Annotated in this window: 15 protein-coding genes; 9 read left to right on the top strand and 6 right to left on the bottom strand. The window is 55.0% G+C overall.

The window, feature by feature from the left end; genetic code table 11:
* Positions 1 to 4 precede the first annotated feature (4 nt).
* Both K0H63_RS02105 and K0H63_RS02100 read right to left on the bottom strand, forming a co-directional pair.
* Complete coding sequence (locus tag K0H63_RS02105; RefSeq protein WP_220066504.1) at positions 5 to 817, bottom strand: SDR family oxidoreductase; 813 nt, start codon at positions 815 to 817, stop codon at positions 5 to 7.
* A gap of 71 nt (positions 818 to 888) precedes the next feature.
* Positions 889 to 3405 (bottom strand): putative bifunctional diguanylate cyclase/phosphodiesterase, encoded by a 2517-nt coding sequence (locus tag K0H63_RS02100; RefSeq protein WP_258405635.1) that lies wholly within the window; start codon positions 3403 to 3405, stop codon positions 889 to 891.
* Between the two features lie 278 nt (positions 3406 to 3683).
* Between K0H63_RS02100 and K0H63_RS02095 the strand changes: the two genes are divergently transcribed.
* The 4 genes from K0H63_RS02095 to K0H63_RS02080 all read left to right on the top strand — a co-directional run bounded on the left by K0H63_RS02095 (position 3684) and on the right by K0H63_RS02080 (position 7365).
* The gene (locus K0H63_RS02095) at positions 3684 to 4385 is read left to right on the top strand and encodes a spondin domain-containing protein (RefSeq protein WP_220066503.1); all 702 of its coding nucleotides are present in this window, start codon (positions 3684 to 3686) and stop codon (positions 4383 to 4385) included.
* Between the two features lie 11 nt (positions 4386 to 4396).
* Complete coding sequence (locus K0H63_RS02090) at positions 4397 to 5116, top strand: spondin domain-containing protein (protein WP_220066502.1); 720 nt, start codon at positions 4397 to 4399, stop codon at positions 5114 to 5116.
* A 108-nt stretch (positions 5117 to 5224) separates the two neighbouring features.
* Positions 5225 to 5938 (top strand): response regulator transcription factor, encoded by a 714-nt coding sequence (locus tag K0H63_RS02085; protein WP_220067780.1) that lies wholly within the window; start codon positions 5225 to 5227, stop codon positions 5936 to 5938.
* Positions 5938 to 7365, top strand: coding sequence for a HAMP domain-containing sensor histidine kinase (locus tag K0H63_RS02080; protein WP_220066501.1), 1428 nt, complete (start codon positions 5938 to 5940; stop codon positions 7363 to 7365). The genes K0H63_RS02085 and K0H63_RS02080 overlap by 1 nt, the downstream gene beginning before the upstream one ends.
* Positions 7366 to 7530: 165 nt before the next feature.
* Here K0H63_RS02080 and hemE read toward each other — a convergent pair whose 3' ends face one another.
* Positions 7531 to 8595 (bottom strand): uroporphyrinogen decarboxylase, encoded by a 1065-nt coding sequence (hemE, locus tag K0H63_RS02075; RefSeq protein WP_220066500.1) that lies wholly within the window; start codon positions 8593 to 8595, stop codon positions 7531 to 7533.
* Positions 8596 to 9051: 456 nt separating this feature from the next.
* On the opposite strand from hemE, the gene K0H63_RS02070 reads away from it, so the two are divergent.
* The 4 genes from K0H63_RS02070 to K0H63_RS02055 all read left to right on the top strand — a co-directional run bounded on the left by K0H63_RS02070 (position 9052) and on the right by K0H63_RS02055 (position 12948).
* Positions 9052 to 9516, top strand: a complete 465-nt coding sequence (locus K0H63_RS02070) for an Rsd/AlgQ family anti-sigma factor (RefSeq protein WP_011758507.1) — start codon at positions 9052 to 9054, stop codon at positions 9514 to 9516.
* 185 nt (positions 9517 to 9701) lie between these two features.
* Positions 9702 to 10322, top strand: coding sequence for a glutathione S-transferase family protein (locus tag K0H63_RS02065; protein ID WP_220066499.1), 621 nt, complete (start codon positions 9702 to 9704; stop codon positions 10320 to 10322).
* A gap of 187 nt (positions 10323 to 10509) precedes the next feature.
* Positions 10510 to 11238 (top strand): lipase family protein, encoded by a 729-nt coding sequence (locus tag K0H63_RS02060; RefSeq protein WP_220066498.1) that lies wholly within the window; start codon positions 10510 to 10512, stop codon positions 11236 to 11238.
* A gap of 300 nt (positions 11239 to 11538) precedes the next feature.
* Positions 11539 to 12948: a DEAD/DEAH box helicase gene (locus tag K0H63_RS02055; RefSeq protein ID WP_220066497.1), complete on the top strand. Its 1410-nt coding sequence runs from the start codon at positions 11539 to 11541 to the stop codon at positions 12946 to 12948.
* Positions 12949 to 13438: 490 nt separating this feature from the next.
* Here K0H63_RS02055 and K0H63_RS02050 read toward each other — a convergent pair whose 3' ends face one another.
* A complete protein-coding gene (locus tag K0H63_RS02050) occupies positions 13439 to 13801 on the bottom strand; it encodes a hypothetical protein (protein ID WP_041409643.1) in 363 nt (120 codons plus the stop codon).
* Positions 13802 to 14387: 586 nt separating this feature from the next.
* Complete coding sequence (acnB, locus tag K0H63_RS02045) at positions 14388 to 16985, bottom strand: bifunctional aconitate hydratase 2/2-methylisocitrate dehydratase (RefSeq protein WP_220066496.1); 2598 nt, start codon at positions 16983 to 16985, stop codon at positions 14388 to 14390.
* Between the two features lie 371 nt (positions 16986 to 17356).
* Here acnB and hxpB point away from each other — a divergent pair, with 371 nt between their 5' ends.
* Positions 17357 to 18022 carry a hexitol phosphatase HxpB gene (gene hxpB, locus K0H63_RS02040; RefSeq protein WP_220066495.1) on the top strand — a complete coding sequence of 222 codons (666 nt, stop codon included), beginning with the start codon at positions 17357 to 17359 and terminating at the stop codon, positions 18020 to 18022.
* A 75-nt stretch (positions 18023 to 18097) separates the two neighbouring features.
* On the opposite strand, the gene K0H63_RS02035 is transcribed toward hxpB, so the two are convergent.
* Positions 18098 to 20158, bottom strand: a complete 2061-nt coding sequence (locus K0H63_RS02035; RefSeq protein ID WP_220066494.1) for a M13 family metallopeptidase — start codon at positions 20156 to 20158, stop codon at positions 18098 to 18100.
* Between the last annotated feature and the right edge of the window lie 91 nt (positions 20159 to 20249).

Genomic DNA, 20249 nt, shown 5'->3' with positions numbered 1-20249 from the left:
AACCTCAATGCCCGCCGGCTATCGCCTTTCTGGCCAGCTTATCAATCAGCGAAGGCCACAGCAGACGCACCCAACGACCGAGACGGCCACGGCGGGACATGATAAGCAAGCGCTCGCGACAGGCGATGGCAGGCGCCATGGCCGCCGCACAGGCTTCGGCCGACATTATCTTGTCTTCCTTCATTGGGGTGGTGCCGAGGGGATTGCCTTTGCCATCCAGCGCGCGCTTATGGATTTGCGATACCACAAAGTCGGGGCAAATCACGGTGACGGCCACGTCATCGTCGGCAAGCTCTATTCTGAGGGAGTCGAAAAAGCCCATCACGGCATGCTTGGAAGCCGCATAACCACTGCGGGTAGGCACGCCTGTCAGGCCTGCCACCGAGGCAATGGCCACGACCTGCCCCCGGCTTTGTTTCAAATGCGGCAGGGCCATATGGGTGAGGCGCGCCGGAGCGAGGTAATTCACAGCCATGATCTGTTCAAGAATGGCGAGATCTTCCAGCTCATCGAAACGTGACCACATGGTCATACCGGCGTTGTTGATAAGAATATCCAAACGGCCAAAGCGGGCTATACAGACATCGATGAGCTCACGACATTCATGCGCATGGGTAAGGTCAGCGCTGTGAACAAGGACATCAGCCTGTGCTCCCTGTTCCTGTGCCAACTCCAGCGCCAGCGACTGCAGCCGGGTTTCGCTGCGGGCGGTGAGTACCAGATGGCAGCCAAGCCTGGCCAGCTCCCTAGCCAAAGCCCGGCCAATGCCTTCCGAAGCCCCGGTTAAAATCACCACCTTGTCCATCAGGCCATCCATAGTTCCCCCGAATTAAGATTTTCCAATTTTACAGAGAGTTACACTGTCACAATCCCTGCTGACTTGCAATCTTAAGCCGGTTGCCGCAACGGAAATGGGGCGTAGTCTACCAGGGGTTTCGGGCGCCCCACGGCATACCCCTGCGCATAATTAATGCCGATTTCTTCAAGGCGCTCCATGATGTCCTGGCTTTCCACAAACTCCGCCACGGTTTCTATCCCCATCACGCTGCACACATCATGGATGGACTTCACGATGGCATAATCCTTGGCATTGCTGGCCAGTTGGCGAACAAAGCAGCCGTCGATTTTCACATAATCCACCGGCAATTCCCGCAGATAACCATAGGATGCGAAGCCGCTGCCGAAGTCGTCAATAGCAAAGGCAAACCCCTGTTTTCGAAGACTCCTGAGCATATCCAGCGCCCTTTGGCGATTTTGAATTGCCGTGGTTTCAGTGATTTCAAAACAGATACAGGCAGGCGGGATGCCATTTCGCTTAAGCTGTCCCACGATATAGGACTCCATGCCCTCCACGCCCAGACTATTGCCCGACAAATTGATGGAAAGACAATGGTCGTGCCAAAGTTCGGGGTGTGCAGCCAGCCACTCCATGGCCATGGCTACCACAGCCTTGTCCACTTCAGGCATCAGCTTAAAGCGCTCCGCCGAAGCAATAAATTGTGCCGGCGGCAAGATGCGGCCATTACTCTCACGGATCCTGAGAAGGATTTCCATCCGCTTGCGCAGGCTGCGGCCATGGAGCGAATGTATGGGCTGAAAATAAAGCTCCAGCTCCCTGTTGTGGATGGCTTTGGCAATGCGCAGTGCCCATTTGGGAGCATTACGCTGATAATTCAGCTCTTTGTCTTTATCGTCGTAAAAATGAATTTGGTTGCTGCCTTTTTGCTTGGCCGCCACGCAGGCAATATCGGCATCTTTGAACAGCTCGGCCACGGGCGGCAACGGCGCCCGGGCAAACGCCACCCCAATACTGACACCGACCCGATAACACTGTCCCTGACTCTCGAGCACCTGCATAGCCAATTTTTGCTGCAGCGTTTTGAGCAACAGGGCGACCTCATGGGCGCTGCGCTCCAACAGTAAAATGCCAAACTCATCCCCACCGACACGCCCCAATAATTCACCGGGTGCCAAACAGGATTGGAAGGCTTTCGCCACCATACACAACATGCGGTCGCCCTCGAGATGACCACAGCTATCGTTGATGATTTTAAATTGCTCGAGGTCGAGATAGCACAGGGCCACGGTGTCGTGCCCCGACGCAAGTCGCTTCATTCGGGCCTCGAAGGTGGTTCTGTTGGGCAATCCGGTTACCGCATCTTCTTCTGCCTGACGCCTGAGCTCAGCCTTGAGGCGCTCCTCAGCGGTGACATCCCGCAACGCCAACAAGGCACCGGTACGCTTGTGCTGATGGTCATCAATCGGGCTCAGAGTGCATTGCAATAACCTGCCAGAAAAACGCAGGGAGACTTGTTTGCATGCCTGACCCTGCCCTTTCAAAAAGGTGTGCAGCAGCGCCGGTTTAATACCCAGAATGTCGCTGATGGGTTTAGTGGTAAAATCGGGGGCTTGTCCACCAAGCAAGCGGCAGGCTGGCGGGTTGAGGTAAAGCACATCACCCTTGGTATCGGTGAGAATAACCGCATCGGCAATGCCTTCCAGAATCACCCTGGCCTGTTCTTTTTGGGCAAAGATTTCGGCCAGTAACTTATTGCTGACCCGGGAGAAATGCCGCACTTCGGCACAGCCATCGGCACTGAGGGGAAGATAACGACTGGCACTGGGGTCCATGTTGCCAAGCTGAGACATAAGTCCATTGAGCGGCACCACCAAGCTGCGGCGGATCCACAGATAACCAAGGGCAAGCAACAATATGCCCGTCAGTAAGATACCCACTACCACCCTGTCGGGCTGAATGGCCAATTTATGAAAATCACGCACTCCGAAACTGACATCGAGTACCAATCGACCAGCGCCAATACCGGCAACCGGGATTTGATATTTACCGGCAGCACCCGACTCCAGCAGCCGAATTCGTTCGACAAAACCTGACTGGCCGAGGCGGGTAAGCTCTTCCTCTGGCAGGCTGCGGGACACCAAAACACGGGAGTCGCCCTGTGTGATGGCAGTTAACAGGTGAGGACCCGAGTCCAGTAGAAGGGCCACTGCGACATCGTCGCTGCCTTGCACCAGCGCGGAGATAATATCGGGGGATAACAGAGAATCGCCGCTTTGGCCGAGGGAAATTAGCCCGGCATCAGAATAGCGGTAAAAATGCAGACCCAGGGCATGGGTGCGTTCATGCCAGGCAGAATCCATACTCGCCTGAGCTTCCGGAGAGAGACTGCTCAGCGGCCCTGCATATATGTGGCTCAGCTGCAATTGGCGCCAAACACTGCGCTGATATTGCTCTTCAATGCTGACAAGCTCCTGAGCAATGGATTGCTCCAGCAGCGAGGTGGCTTTGCGTTCAAACCAAAGACCCATACCCCAATACACCAGCAATATTGCCGGTATACAGAAAGCAGCGATAAAAACCAAAAACTTCTTGCCAATGTGCATCATAAACCACGGCTGTGTATATCCCATGAATCGAGGGTGACCACGGGTACTGCATAAGCGCGTCGAAACATACCCTATTTGCAGACGCACCGAAACCAGTCCTGAGCCTTCCAAGGCAAAAACTTTCGCAGGTTGCCCAAAAGCACATCAGCATGCCTTGATATAGCGCAGCATTTGGCACGAAGAAGTGCCCGCAGTGATTTTTTTGTGATATTTCGGCGATATTTGGGTGAAATTCTCGCGGGATGCTTTCTCCATCAATCACCAAAAGGAGAGACACCATGGCCCACAAAATTTTGCCCGCAGGCGCCCTGCTTGCCGCTGCCCTGCCCTTTGTCGGCAACGCCGCCGAATTGGACATCAGCATTACCAATCTCACCCACGGCAACCACTTTACTCCGGTGCTGATTGCCGCCCATGGCGCTGATATGCACCTGTTCCAAAGTGGCGAAATGGCCACTGCGGCGCTGCAAAAAATGGCCGAAGGCGGCGCTATCGACGAGCTGGTTACTCTGGTCGAAGGCGCCGGTGGCGTCACAGTACAAAACCCCGCCGCTGGCCTGATGGCCGCTGGTAGCAGCGTATCCGGCGTCATGATGGACAGCGGCAGCCAAACCCACCTGAGTGTGGTCGCCATGGTGCTGCCCACCAACGATGCCTTTATCGGCCTGGATAGCTGGCCTATTCCCACCGAGCCTGGCACCTACACCCTGTACCTGAACGCCTACGATGCCGGTACCGAAGCCAACGATGAAATCATCAACGGCGCAGGCGCTCCGGGCCAACCGGGTATTCCGGCTGCACCCGGCGGTGATGGCGGCAGCAACGGTACCGGCGTGGCCGACGGCTCAACCAATGACAAGGTGCATATCCACCCCGGCGTGCTGGGTGACACCGACCCCAATGGCGGCGCCTCTGATCTCGACAGCCGTATCCACCGCTGGCTCAACCCCGTAGCCCGCGTGGTTGTCACTGTGAAATAAGGAGGCTCAAGATGAATAAGCTTCCCATGAAAACCAGCCTGCTGGCGCTTGCCCTGTTGGGGCTGGGAGCCTGCTCCGACAGTGACAATCTGCCACCACCGCCGCCGGAGCCACCTGCGCCGCCTCCAGTGGTGATGAAGAGCTTTGAAGTTACAGTCACCAACCTCACTGCCAATCAGCCGATGTCGCCGCTGGCGCTTGTCAGTCATGATGATGACACAGCACTGTGGCAAATAGGTGAAAGTGCCAGCGTAGCGCTGGAGCAACTGGCCGAAGGTGGCGACAGTAGCGGATTCGATGCCATCAGCGGTGTTGATACCCTGGTGCGCGGCACAGGCATTTTGCCGCCGGGCATGAGTGAAACCCTCACGCTCACACTCGCAGAAGATAAGGTGGATGCCCTGTCGCTGCTGACCATGCTGGTTAATACCAATGATGCCTTCAGTGGTTTCAACGCCATGGATATCGAGTCCATGGAAAATGGCGCCAGCAAGAGCCTGAGACTGATGGCATACGATGCAGGTACCGAGGCCAACTCCGAAGCCAAAGGCACTATCCCCGGCCCTGCTGATGGCGGCGAAGGTTTTAACGCCGCGCGGGACGATGTGAACCGGGTTCACGTGCATCCGGGTGTTATCAGCCAGGACGATGGTTTGGCCGACTCAGTGCTGCACGCGTCACACAGGTTCGACAACCCTGTGCTCAAGGTAACCATCACACGCACCGAATAAGGGTGAAATAAAAGGCGCCGGCGTCAGGTCATCTTGTTACCTGTCACCGCCGGAGCCTGTGTGATGCCTTATCAGATTAATGGAAGCAACAGCAAAGATAGCCATGCTATGGAAGGAGGGGTGCAGATCCTGCTTGTGGAAGACGAGCAGGATTTGGCCCAAATGATTATGGTTAACCTGACGGCCCTTAATTTCCGGGTCTTTCACGCCGCCTCTTTGCATCAGGCGAAGGCGCTGTTGCAGGCCAAGCGTATCGATCTGCTGCTGCTCGACCGCATGTTGCCCGATGGCGATGGCCTGTTGCTGTGTCAGCAACTGAGAAACGCAGGCCAGGAAATGCCGGTGATGCTGCTCACCGCCCGCGATGGCGAGGCCGATACAGTTCTTGGGCTCGAAAGCGGTGCCGACGACTATATGACCAAGCCCTTCAGCGTGCTTGAGCTGCGTGCCCGTGCCAAAGCGCTGCTCAGACGCCGTCTGACCGCCGCTCCTTCGCGGCAGCTGATTGAATTTGAAGGACTGCGCATCGATGTAGACTCCCGCGAAGTGGTCGCCTTCGACAATCCCCTGCCTCTCACCGCTAAAGAATTTGACTTGCTTGCCTTTTTGGCTCGCCACCCGCAACAGGTTTTCAGTCGCACCCAACTGCTCGATGCCGTGTGGGGCTATCGTTTTGATGGCTTCGAGCACACGGTCAACAGCCATATCAATCGTCTGCGGGGCAAACTCGCCCATATCCCCGGCTCCCGTGAGCTGGTGCAAACCGTGTGGGGCGTGGGCTATAAATTTTCTCCTCCCGCAGCCCAGGCGGCATTGCACTGATGAAAACCCTGTTTTCCCGGCTGCTGCTGGCCTCGACCGTATTGATGCTGGGGCTGATGCTGGCTCTCGGCGCCTTTTTGGAGCAAAGCCACCGGCTGGGGCGTGACAAGGTGCAGCAGTCGCTGCATCTGGAGTTGGCGGCCCATATGGCCCATATCAACCCCATGCTGTCGCGGGGGGTCACCTCCGACAGCGCCCTCAAAGAAGCCTTTCACGACTTTATGCTGCTGGGGCCAAGCTTTGAGATTTATACCCTAAGCCCCACAGGACAGGTGCTGGCATTCGATGCCGCGCCAAACAAGGTCGTCACCGGCAAGGTGGATTTGGCGCCGATTGCGCGCTTTTTGCGGAGCGAGCCCCTGCCGATTACCGGCACGGATCCGCGCTCGGGCAAACAGCAAAAGATATTTTCGGTCAGTGAGCTTAAAGACCCCAGCGGCAAACTCACGGGTTACCTTTATGTCATCATCGGCGGCGAGATTTACGACAGCTGGCATCAGCTGCTCGCCAGTGACATTCAAAGCCGCGGCCTTGGCGCCGGCATGCTGCTGGCCATCGGCTTTGTGATAGCGCTGTTTTTGCTGCAGGCCAAGGCGCTGAGCACGCCGCTCAGGCGATTGAGTAAAGATTTGGAAACCCTGCGGCTGTCGGGCGCCGAGGCGGGCCACACCACATTGCCGGGGCATTATGGTGGCGGCGCCGAAATAGAAAGTCTTGCCAATAATATCAATCTGTTGCTGACAACCTTGTCGCAGCAGCATCAAAAACTGGTGAACCAGCAAGTGGCCCGGCAGCAGTTTTTGTTGCACTTGTCCCACGATCTCAAGACGCCACTGACCTCACTGTTGGGGTATCTGGAAACCTTCCTCATTACCGCAGAAAAACAGCGCGACACCGCCTGGCTTGAAGCCGGGATGCGCTCGGGGGAAAAGCTTAAATCGCAACTTGGCGAGCTGCTGGAACTGGCGGCGCTGGAAAATGGGCAGATACGGGTGCGTTCGCGCCTAACGCCGCTTAAGCCGGTGCTGGATGAGCTGGGCCAGTGCTTTGCGCCCAAGGCTCAGCAGAAACAGATTGAGCTTTGTATCGACGATCCCGGCACCTTGTCGCTGCATACCGATCCGCAGCTCTTTGGCCGGGTGCTGGCCAATCTGGTGGACAACGCGCTGCGCTACACCCCGCAGGGCGGCAAAATCTCTGTAAGCCTGCTTAAGGGCGAGCAGCAGACCATCAGCATTCGCGACACAGGCCCCGGCATGGGCGCCGAATTGCAGGCGGCCTGGCAGCAAACCGGCAGTACTGATTTGCCGCAGCTGGGGGTCGGCCTGTCGATTGTGCGCCAGTTGACCGGCCTGCTGGGCATGAAGCTGATGCCCGTCAGCCGCCCCGGTGAGGGCTGCGAGTTCAGAATTGAACTGCCCGCCTGAAAGGCGAGTCGATTTCACAGCTTCCGGCACATCGGCGACAAGCTCTGAACAATTGGCACTCACCAACCGGCATGCACCAATCGTCTTTCAATAACCGGCTTTCAAAAGCAAAAAGGCCCGCATTGGCGGGCCTTTTGACAGTATTCAGTTAAGCGTTACGACCGCTTACTTGTGATACTTGCGCGACTTCTCGTGTACCGCCTTGATGAAGGCGCCTGCATGCTCAGGATCCACATGCTGATGGATACCGTGGCCGAGGTTGAACACGTGACCGGTACCTTCACCGAAGCCAGCCAGAATTTGCTCAACTTCTTCTTCGATGCGTGGGATTGGCGCGTACAGCATGGATGGGTCCATGTTGCCCTGCAGCGCAACCTTGTGGCCTACGCGGCGGCGGGCATCGGCGATGTCCACGGTCCAGTCCAGACCCAGGGCATCACAGCCGGTTTCGGCCATAGATTCGAGCCACAGACCGCCGCCCTTGGTGAACAGGGTCACAGGCACTTTGCGGCCATCGGCTTCACGGGTCAGGCCATCAACAATCTTCTGCATGTAACGCAGTGAGAACTCACGGTAGGCGTTGTGAGACAGGGCGCCGCCCCAGGAGTCGAAAATCATCACTGACTGGGCACCGTTGGCGATTTGCGCGTTCAGGTACAGGATGACCGAGTCGGCCAGCTTGTCCAGCAGCAGGTGCAGTGCCATTGGCTCGGAGTACATCATGCGTTTGATTTTTTCGAACGCCTTGCTGGAACCACCTTCCACCATGTAGGTGGCCAGGGTCCATGGCGAGCCGGAGAAACCAATCAGTGGTACTTCACCCTTGAGTTCGCGGCGGATGGTGCTTACGGCACGCATCACGTAGCCCAGCTCATCTTCCGGATCCGGGATTGGCAGCGCTTTGATGGCTTCCAGGGTGTCGGCCTTGCGCTCGAAACGTGGGCCTTCGCCGGCTTCAAAGTACAGACCCAGGCCCATGGCATCGGGAATGGTCAGAATATCAGAGAACAGGATGGCCGCGTCCAGCTCGTAACGGCGCAGTGGCTGCAGCGTTACTTCGCAGGCCAGTTCGGCGTTTTTGCACAGTGACATAAAGTCACCGGCCTGGGCACGGGTTGCACGGTATTCAGGAAGATAACGGCCCGCCTGACGCATCATCCACACGGGAGTGACATCCACGGGTTGTTTAAGCAGGGCGCGCAGGTAACGATCGTTTTTCAATTCTGCCATTTGGCGTGATTCCTGTTCTTATGAAAGCTGCGCGGTAGTTTAGCATTTACGGGAATAAAGTAACCTTTCAAAATTCATTTCTGTGAGCTGCGCTGCGCCTCAATGCCCGGACAAAAGTTATCAGCCTATCTTCTGATCAGGATCAAAAGGATGACGGGAAAATGACGCTTATGTGAATCGGAAGACAGAAAAAAGTTGCGTGGGCAGATCCCCTTTGGTATAAAAAGTCTGCGCTAGCAAGAACAATCAAGAAGCTCGTCACATCGAGCCCGCATATATTCCGACTCGCCCGGCCACAGATTTCTGTAGCCGGGCTTTTTATTTCTGCTTTTTTGTATACAAAACAACTGGTTTGTCCATTCAATACCTGAGACTGAATGCGTCAAAAATCAGTTGATCAGGACCCGATTTCTCTCCTACAGTAAGAGAACGACATCTAAGGAAGAGAGGCCCGAAATGCTGAGTCAGCTGGAAAAAGCCGAACAAAGATGGGGCGGCGCCAATAAGCTCATTGACCAGTGGCTGGAAAACCGCAGAAACCTGCTGGTGCATTACTGCCAAATCGCGGGTTTACCTCCCTACGAAGACCGCGCACGTCTGCCTTCCTTCGATCATGTCAAAGCCTTTTGCGATCTGCTGGTTGATTATGTTTCCGAAGGCCACTTCGAGATTTATAACAAGGTGGTCAGCGCCTGTGAAACCAACGGCAAGTCAAGCCAGGACATTGCCAAGAACCTGCTTCCCAAAATTCACAACACCACAGATATGGCACTGGACTTCAACGATAAGTACACGGGCGTGGATGACGACAATGTGCTGATGCAGCTCGATGAAGATCTCTCCCACCTCGGCGACGCCATGGAGACCCGCTTCCAGCTGGAAGATCAGCTGCTCGAAGTGCTGCACAGCAAACACTCTTGAATACCTTGCAGATGTCCAACAAAGCCGGCCAGCGCCGGCTTTGTTGTTTCCAGACAGGTTTCAGGCACAAGCTGTACAGGCATACCACGCCACAAGACGATACCAGCCCCTCTTTGTCGTAACCCTCAGGGTATAAAAACGACCAGAACTCATATCCAGCAAAATACACATCCCAGGAGAGCACAATGACCCAGATTAAAGTCAGTTATTTCGATGTTGATGGCGGCCGTGGTGAGCCAATCCGTATCGTACTCCACGCCGCCGGTATCCCGTTTGAGGATTTCCGTTTCGGCTATGGTGAATTTGCCGAAGTGCGCAAAACCACACCACTGGGCCAGGTGCCCACTGTCAATATAGAGGGAGTGCAGTACACCCAGTCTAGTGCTTTGCTGCGCTATTTTGGCAAGGCGGCCGACCTTTATCCCCAGGACCCGTTTCAGGCACTGCTGTGCGATGAAATCATAGATGGCTCGGAAGACCTCACCAATAAACTGGTCGCCAGCTTCGGCCTGCAGGGTGATGCCTTAAAGAGTGCGCGCGAGGCCTTTGTGGCAGGCCCCCTGCCCCTGTACCTGGGGTGGATGTCTCAAAAGCTCGCCGCACAGGGTAACTACTTCGCCAACGGCAAGCTGACCATAGCGGATCTTAAAGTGTTTATGTTGCTGCGCTGGCTGGGTTCGGGCCAATTGGATCATATTCCGGCAGACAGCGTCGCGCGTATCGCGCCCTCGCTGCAAGCCTATGCAGAGCGCATTGGTGCCGAGCCGGTCATTAGCGCTTACTATCGGGCCCGCGCGGCCAAATAGACAATCTGTAACCGTGGGTACTGGCTGCCTGGTAGCGTTTATATCAAGGTAGTAACTTACGGCTGAAATCAGGGTACAAAAAGGCGGGCTTACGCGAATACCATTCCCAAATGGCATCTTATCTGCGCTCAAGCCTGCCAATGTATGTGACCTTGAGTGACCGGAAGAACAAACTGATGAGGTTGTGATGAAAGCAGGATTGGCAACATTGGTGCTGGCAAGCAGTTTAACCATACAGGCAACCGCTGGGCAGGCAAGCAGTTTAGCCATACAGACCACAACGGGACAGTCAACTGCAGAGCAGACGCTTGCAGGCACTGTGGTGACTACGCCGCCCGACAAGCCAAGCCCGTCGGCAACCTATCTCTTTTATTTACACGGCCGCATTATTGAAAACAGCGGCCCCAGGCCAACCGACCCACGCTTTGGCTTATATGATTACCCGGCAGTGCTGGATGCGCTGGCTTCCCGTGGCGCAGTGGTGATTTCAGCCCAGCGACCGGCCAATTCCAACAGTTACGCCTACGCCGGCACCCTGGTGGCACAAATTGAACAATTGATTGAAGCAGGCGTGCCTGAGCGCAACATAGTGGTGGTCGGCTTTTCGAAGGGCGGCGGCATTACCACCCGGGTATCCAGCTACCTGCATCGCCCTGAGCTGCGCTACGTGCTGCTGGCCTCCTGCCCCGAAGGTTCCGTGCCACCCAGCCTGAGATTATCCGGCAGGGTATTTTCGATTTATGAGGCAAGCGATACGCTGGGCGCAAGCTGCCGCCACTTTATGGACTATCCCGAAAAACCGGTGAGCTTCAAGGAGCTTAAAATCGACACGGGGAAACTGCACGGCGCCTTTTATCAACCCCTACCCGAGTGGCTGAACCCAGTGCTGGATTGGGTGCACGGTACGGCAGAGTGATCTGACGGGATAGGATCCGATGGGATCTGACGGGATAGGATGGATTGGACCGAGTCCTTTCCCCACACACCGGATGGCTATACGAGAACCAAAAACGGCTTGCATCGGTGGAATGCATCCATAGATGTGCTGACGCTTCTCTGCCGTGGCTTTCTGTGCTTGACTTGGTTCAATGTCGGCAGGCGCCATTAAGCGCCGCTGGCTTTGAATCCCGGATGAATAGCGATAGAATGCGCGCCCATCCTTAGGCTACCGCCCTAACACTAAGGCTACCGCCCTTAACACTGAGTTGGATTTGCTATGTCATTTGCCCGTCTGGGATTAGCTCCCGCCATTACTTCTGCACTTGAGTCGCTGAACTATCAACAGCCTACCGAGATCCAGCAAAAGGCAATCCCGGTGGCCTTAAGTGGCCGCAATCTGCTGGCCGCGGCTCAAACCGGGACGGGCAAAACGGCAGCGTTTGGACTGCCGCTGATTGAGCGCTTAAGCCAGGGTAAGACCGAACGGAAAAAACGGGTACGGGCGGTGATTCTGGCACCTACCCGGGAGTTGGTGGTGCAGGTGGCCGACAATCTCAGCGCCTACGCGGCGAATTTGCCGCTGACCGTGCTGGCCATGTATGGCGGTGTGGATATGCAGGCCCAAAAGCAGGCGCTGATTGAGGGGGTGGATATTCTGGTGGCGACGCCGGGTCGACTCAAAGACATGTACCATCAGCGTGCTGTGTATTTTGAAGAAATCCAGGTGCTGGTGCTGGATGAAGCCGACCGCATGCTGGATATGGGCTTTATTGAAGTCATTAACGACCTTATCGGCCGTATGCCCACGAACCGCCAGAATCTGCTGTTTTCGGCGACTTTATCCCCACGGATCCGCGAACTGGCCAAAACGGCGGTGCCGGACCCGGTTGAAATTGCCATCGCCAAGCCCAGCAAAAAGGAGATTTCCCAGTGGTTGGTAACGGTCGATAAAGACGCCAAGTCGGCACTGCTGAGCCATCTTATCCAAGCTGAACAATGGCAGCAGGCGCTGATTTTTATTGAAACCAAACATGGTGCGGCCAAGTTGGTCAGCCAGCTTGAAAAGCGTGGCATTCGCGCCGAAGCCTTTCACAGTGGCCGCAGTCAGGCGTCGCGCGAGCAGGTGTTGAGTGAGTTTAAAGACGGCAGTTTGCAGTATCTGGTCGCCACCGGCGTGGCCGCCCGGGGGATTGATGTCGATAAGCTTGAACGGGTGGTGAACTACGATCTGCCATTCCCGCCGGATGAATATATTCACCGTATCGGTCGTACCGGCCGCGCGGGCATGACAGGGGAAGCGGTGTCTTTGCTGTCAAAAGATGATTTCAAGAATCTGTGTATGATTGAAAGCCGCCTCGGGCATGTGATTGAAAGGCGGGTCATTGAGGGATTTGAGCCCAAAAAGCCTATCCCTGTGTCTATTCTCGACTATAAGCCCAAATCTCAGCCAAAAGCTCAGCGCAGCTCTCAACGCGACTCTCTGCCCAGCTCTCAACGAAAAGCTCGCCCAGAAAAGCCAAGGGCAAGCGAAGGCGGCACTGCAGCCAAAAACCCTTGGGCAGCGGCGCAACGGAAAAAACCTGCAAACCCACATCGTGGAGCGGGCACCGCCAGATCAGGGACGCCAAAGGGCAAGGACTCAGGCAAGCCACGGGGCGAATCTAAGAGGCCGCAAGCAGCGGCCTGAGCTGTGGAATCAATGAGTGAGGACGGTCGCTTTGCAAGCGACAGAAGGTCGTGGGTCTTCAACCCACACCCGACCAAGAGGGGATCTACAGCAATCCCCTCTTGCCGATTTATAAATAAGAGTCCCTGCCGCCCCAGACGAAGCCGAGCACTTTGGCCTTATGGGCTGAAAACGGTCACCAAGACCGACTCGCTCCAAGCTCGACGGTCTCTGCCTCGATATCCCTATCTCGGCTTGCCCGTTTCACTCAGCCCAACCGCCAAAGCGGCTTCGATGGGGGTAAAAGCTGGTGCAATCTGCGAGTGAAGTGTTATGGCTGTCCTGACTCTTCCGAACGTGCCTACCGGCCTTTAAACAGACGGGTAAAGTCCTTTGACAGCTTAACCCAGTTGCCTGGGCTGATATTGATTGGCTAATCAAAGATACTCATCACAGACAGCCGTGGCCGTTATTTTAAATGCGTTAATTATATCTCTACTAAATCTAATTTTTACCTTAAAAAATACCAAACGCAAAAATTTATGGCCACTAGAGAATAAACGCTTACATTATGAATGCTAATCTCTCTCGATAAAGTCTTCAACACCTCGTCGCTTTGGTATGCCTCTAGAAATTCATCCATCTTATAAATAGTAATTAGCCCAACAACCAAAAACATGAAAACTAGTTCGAATACGTACTTATCAAAAATTACAGAAAGGTCTTTAATTACATAAAAAACCACCCCTGAAAAAATTAAAGCAGGCAAGCCAAACACTGGTAATATTAGCATTGTCACAGCTTTACCGTGTTCAAGCTTTTTATTTCTGTAATATGCATATCCGCCAACAATAAAATCTTGAAAATAACGCATTTTCAATTACTCCTAGGGTTTATATCTGGGACATCTATAATCTGCTGTATCAAGCCAATTGGGTTATTATCATATTCTTACCTGATACCTTTCAAACCTCTACCAGAAGTAATAAAGACACCCATAATTATGATGACTAAACCAAACCCATATAGCAACTGGCCGCTGGCAGCTTATTTGGGATGAGAGTTGCGAATATACAGCTGGATAAAGCACGACTTTTCAGTCGTTATACTGCAGTTTTTCGGCTGACAAACAGCCTAAGCCTCAGAATGTTTTGATAGGTAGTGTGTTGGCCTTTATTGGATAATTTCGGTCAGCAAAGCCACTTCTGGCAATTGGCGTCCACTTGCTGTCGTCGCTGCTGTAAGTGTTCGCAGTAGCGGCTCAGATCTTCCAACGTGCCTACCGGGCCTTTAAACCAAAAAGAATCAGGACATCCAAAACACTTCTATTGAAGAATACATCCTAGAAAATCAGAATGACCACGACTATCAGCCCTGCACTTTAGCCAACATACCACACACGGGAAAAGGCACAAAAAAGCCGGCTTGCGCCGGCTTTTCAACTCACGAAGCGACAGTGCTTAGACCGCAGATTGGAAGATCACTTCACCGGCTTTCTTGGTGTAGGACTCAATCTCATCGAAGTTAAGGTAGCGGTAGGTATCGGCGGCAGTGGCGTCGATTTCCTTGGCGTATACCTGATATTCCTCTGGCGATGGCAGACGGCCCAGCAGGGCGGCTACGGCGGCCAGTTCGGCTGAGGCCAGGTACACGTTGGCACCGGTACCCAGACGGTTCGGGAAGTTACGGGTAGAGGTAGACACCACAGTGGCGCCATCGGCTACGCGAGCCTGGTTACCCATACACAGAGAACAACCCGGGATTTCGATACGGGCACCGACGCGGCCGAAGATACCGTAGTAACCTTCTTCGGTCAGCTGGTCCTTGTCCATCTTGGTTGGCGGAGCAATCCACAGACGGGTAGGCAGGCTCTTGGCGAACTTGTCCAGTACCTTACCGGTAGCGCGGAAGTGACCGATGTTGGTCATACAGGAACCGACGAACACTTCGTCAATCTTGGTGTTGGCAACGCTGGACAGCAGCACGGCATCGTCCGGATCGTTAGGGGCACACAGGATTGGCTCTTTGATGTTGTTCAGGTCGATTTCGATAACCGCAGCGTACTCGGCATCTTTATCGGCTTCCATCAGCTCTGGGTTCTTCAGCCACTCTTCCATGCCCTTGATGCGGCGCTCGATGGTACGGCGGTCACCGTAGCCTTCAGCGATCATCCACTTGAGCATGACGATGTTGGAGTTCAGATACTCGATGATAGGATCTTTATCCAGCTTGATGGTACAACCGGCGGCAGAGCGCTCGGCAGAGGCATCAGACAGCTCGAACGCCTGCTCAACTTTCAGGTGCTCCAGACCTTCGATTTCGAGGATACGGCCAGAGAAGATGTTCTTCTTGCCCTTCTTCTCAACGGTCAGCAGACCCATTTCGATGGCCTTGTGCGGGATGGCATGCACCAGGTCACGCAGGGTGATACCAGGCTGCATTTGACCCTTGAAGCGCACCAGTACCGACTCAGGCATATCCAGTGGCATTACGCCGGTGGCAGCAGCAAAAGCTACCAGACCGGAACCGGCCGGGAAGGAGATACCGATTGGGAAACGGGTGTGCGAGTCACCGCCGGTACCTACGGTATCGGGCAGCAGCATGCGGTTGAGCCATGAGTGGATAACACCGTCACCTGGACGCAGTGAAATACCACCGCGGTTCATGATGAAGTCAGGCAGAGTGTGGTGAGTGTTCACGTCCACTGGCTTTGGATAAGCGGCAGTGTGACAGAATGACTGCATGGTCAGATCGGCACTGAAGCCAAGACACGCGAGGTCTTTGAGCTCATCACGGGTCATAGGACCAGTGGTGTCCTGAGAACCGACAGAGGTCATCTTGGGCTCGCAGTATTGACCGGGGCGAACACCTGTCACGCCACAGGCTTTACCAACCATCTTCTGGGCCAGGGTGAAACCCTTGCCAGTGTCGGCCACATCCTGAGGACGAACGAACTCGGCAGAGGCGCCCAGACCCAGCACTTCACGGGCCTTGTCGGTCAGACCGCGGCCGATGATCAGCGGAATACGGCCACCGGCGCGAACTTCATCCAGCAGCACGTCGGTCTTGAGTTCAAACTCAGAAATCACTTCGTCGCTGCCATGGCGACGTACCTTGCCCTCGTAAGGGTAGATATCAATCACATCGCCCATTTCCATCTTGCTGACGTCCAGCTCGATTGGCAGAGCGCCGGCATCTTCCATGGTGTTGAAGAAGATAGGAGCGATTTTGCCGCCCAGACAGAAACCACCGGCACGCTTGTTTGGCACGAATGGGATGTCATCACCCATGAACCACAGCACTGAGTTGGTGGCAGACTTACGGGAAGAACCGGTACCTACTACGTCACCCACGTAAACCAGTGGGAAACCCTGGGTTTTCAGCTCTTCGATTTTCTTGATTGGGCCAACTACGCCTGGCTCATCGGGCACGATGCCGTCACGGGCGTTTTTCAGCATCGCCAGAGCGTGCAGCGGGATGTCTGGACGGGACCAGGCATCGGGGGCCGGAGACAGGTCGTCGGTGTTGGTTTCACCGGTCACCTTGAATACGGTCAGGGAAATCTTGTCAGCCAGCTTTGGACGGCTCAGGAACCACTCGGCGTTGGCCCAGGATTCAACCACTTGCTTGGCGTGAGCATTGCCGGCATTCATCTTCTCAACCACGTCGTGGAAAGAGTCGAACATCAGCAGGGTGTGTGACAGGGCTTTCACGGCCAGGGGGGCCAGCTTGTCGTTGTCCAGTTGATGGATCAGCGGCTCGATGTTGTAACCACCCTGCATGGTGCCCAGCAGCTCAACGGCACGCTCGGCGCTCAGGATAGGAGAAGTGGCAGTGCCCTTGGCGATGGCATCCAGGAAACCGGCCTTAACATAGGCGGCTTCGTCAACGCCGGGGGGAATACGGTTTTCAAGCAGGTCCAGGATGAAGGCTTCTTCACCAGCTGGAGGATTCTTTACTAATTCAACCAGTTCGGCTACCTGGTGGGCATCGAGTGGCTTAGGGACAACGCCCTCTGCAGCACGTTCTTCGACGTGTTTACGATATGCTTCTAGCACGGCAACATTCCTCTTTGTTTGGCGCTCTCAACGAAACTGCACGTCTTCGTGGATGAAGGCTACAGTCCGACAGGACGACCCGGATTTCCGGGCTGCAGTATACTACAGCTTTGAAAAAGTATGAATCAGCTCACACTCTTGTGCGGGGGAAATCTGCGGAAATTCTGTGGGCAAGCGGCACCTTATCCCAGCGATTAAACGCACGAAATTAGACAATAGTTTGAAACAAGAGCAAATTTCATACAATACAAAAAGTTACCAATAACCCATCCATTAAAATTCAACACACCCTTTTTCTGTTAACGCAAAATTGCGCTGAAAATTTTTTTTGCCCGAGCGACAATATCGGCTCATTCAGCCGAGGAGACAGCATGTTAACCAACCGCATCGATGCCGTGATTTTTGATATGGACGGCGTACTTATCGATTCTGAGCCTGTGTGGCAACTCGCCGAGTACGAAGTGCTGGCCGCGCTTGGGCTGCCCATCAAGCCCGAAGATATTCACGAAACCGTGGGGCTGCGTATCGATATGGTGGTGGACTATTGGTATCGCCGCTTCCCCTGGGACAACTACGACAACGCGGCCGTGGCCAAACAAATTGTCGATGGCGTGGTCGCTCATATCCTGGCCGAGGGTGTGCCCATGAAGGGCGTGATTGAGGCGCTGGATTACTGCAGGCAGAAGGGGCTTAAGATTGGCTTGGCCACCTCGTCAAGCTGGGCCATTATCGATGCGGTGCTGGATACCCTGAGTATCCGCGACTATTTCGAGGCCATGGAGTCTGCCGAGCATCTCGATTACGGCAAACCCCACCCCGAGGTGTACCTTAAGTGTGCCGATGCCCTGGGGGTGCCTGCACGTCACTGTCTGGCGGTGGAAGACTCTTTCAACGGCCTGATTGCGGCCCGCGCCGCGACCATGCAGACGCTGGCCATTCCCCCAGCACATGAACGTGAGCAAGCCCGCTGGGCCGTGGCCCATGTGAAAGCCGAGGATTTAACCGCGCTGCCGCCTCTGCTGGCAAACCACGGCTAACTGGCTGTAAAAAGACAATAAAAAAGCCGGGCCCTGTTCAAAACAGTGGCCCGGCTTTTTAATGGGGAAAATCGGTTACCAGATCTTCACCCGCTCCTGTTCTGACAGGTACATCTTGTCGTTTTCGGTCACACCGAAGGCCTCGTAGAAACCGGGGATGTTACGTGGCGTACCCATGGCGCGGAAGTGGCTTGGTGAGTGGTTGTCGGTCAGCAGACGACGGCCCAGCTCTTCGTCACGGTAGTTACGACGCCATACCTGAGACCAGCCCATAAAGAAGCGCTGTTCGCCGGTCAAACCGTCGATAACCGGTGCAGGCTGGCCGTTCAGGCTCATCTGATAGGCGCGCAGGGCCACCGTCAGACCACCGAGGTCACCGATGTTCTCGCCCAGCGTCAGGTCACCATTCACAAACTTGCCGGGCAGGGCCTCGTATTTAGCATACTGCTCAGACAGTTGCTTGCCACGCTTCTGGAATTCTTCGCGGTCTTTGTCAGACCACCAGTTGCGCAGGTTGCCATCGCCGTCGTACTTGGAACCCTGATCGTCAAAGCCGTGGCTGATTTCATGGCCGATTACGGCACCGATACCACCGTAGTTCACCGCATCATCGGCCGCCATGTTGAAGAAAGGTGGCTGCAGAATCGCGGCGGGGAACACAATCTCGTTCATCACCGGGTTGTAGTAGGCGTTGACGGTTTGTGGCGTCATATGCCATTCGCTGCGATCGATAGGCTGACCCAGCTTACCCAGCATGTCGGCATATTCGAAGTTGGCGTAGCGTACATAGTTGCCCACCAGGTCGTCTGCCTTGATGTCCAGACCGCTGTAGTCCTTCCACTTGTCGGGATAGCCAATCTTGTAGGTGAACTTGGACAGTTTTTCCTGAGCGGCAACCTTGGTGTCCGGGGTCATCCATTCCAGATCGTTAATGCTCACTTCAAAGCCTTTGATCAGATTATGGATAAGCTGCTCCATACGAGCCTTGGCTTCTGGCTTGAAGTGGGCTTTCACGTATTCGGCGCCCACCAGCTCACCAATCACCTGATCGGCCGCATCCACAGCGCGTTTCCAGCGTGGCGCCTGCTCTTCTACACCGGCCAGCGTCTTGGCGTGGAAATCAAAGTGCAGCTGCACAAAGTTGTCGCTCAAAAGCTCTGCTGCACCATCGGTGAGATGGAAAGCCAGGTAGTCCTGCCAGGCTTCTACCGGGAAGCTGCTATAACCCTTGCCCAGCGCTTCAAAATAAGAAGGCTGACGCACTATGACGTCGGCTACCTTTTCACCCAGGCCAGCGTTGGCGGCGAAGGCTTCAAAGTCGAAGTCACCAAAGAGGCCAGCCAGTTCCTGACGGCTCAGCTTGTTGTAAGCCTTGTTGGCATCACGGGATTCAACGCGGCTCCACTGATTTTGCGCAATAAAGAGTTCGATGTCGGCGACGCTCTTGGCGGCACGTTCTGCATTGGCGTAACCGGCAGCGGTCAGCACCTCGGTCACGTATTTGGCCAGGGCTTCACGGTTGGCCACATACTTGGCATCGTCTTTCAGGTAGTAGTCGCGGTCAGGCAGGGTCAGGCCGCCCTGACTCATATACACGGCATATTGGGTAGAATTTTTGGCATCGTTGTTAACCCAAAACCCGAAAGGAATCGAGCTGCCGTTGGTAAGCAGTTTACCCATAAGCCCCGCCAGCGCCTTGTGATCGCCGGCAGCCACTATGGCTTCCAGGCTTGCCTTGATGGGGGTCACACCCAATTGCTCCAGCTTGTCGGTGTTCATATAGCTGGCATAGAAGTCACCAATTTTCTGCTCGTTTGAGCCTGCAGCCTTATTCGGCTTGGCAGCGGCGTCTTCCACAATTTGCTTGAGCGCTTTTTGGCTGTCATCGTACAGCACAGAGAAGGCGCCGTAGTTGGATTTGTCGGCCGGGATAGGCGTGTCTTTCAGCCAGGTGCCGTTAACGCTGTAATAAAAATCGTCCTGATGGCGCACGCCCGTGTCGAAGTTTTGCTTATCGATTCCTGAGACGGCCACGGCCTTGGTGACGGCAGCTTCAGGCGCTTTATTGTTGTCGGCACAGCCAGCCAAACCCAGCCCCAGGGCAACGCCCAGCGCCAGAGTAGATAACTTGGTCATATTCATCCCCGATATTTTTCTGTTATGTGCCCAAGCTGCGGGCGGAAAGGTCCCGCACAGCCTAACAGGAGATGTCAGGCCTTTCTAAGCG

The sequence above is a fragment of the Shewanella zhangzhouensis genome (assembly GCF_019457615.1).
Lineage (GTDB): Bacteria > Pseudomonadota > Gammaproteobacteria > Enterobacterales > Shewanellaceae > Shewanella > Shewanella zhangzhouensis.
The sequence above is the reverse complement of the archived record's forward strand: the minus strand, read 5'-3'. Positions and strand labels throughout refer to the sequence as shown.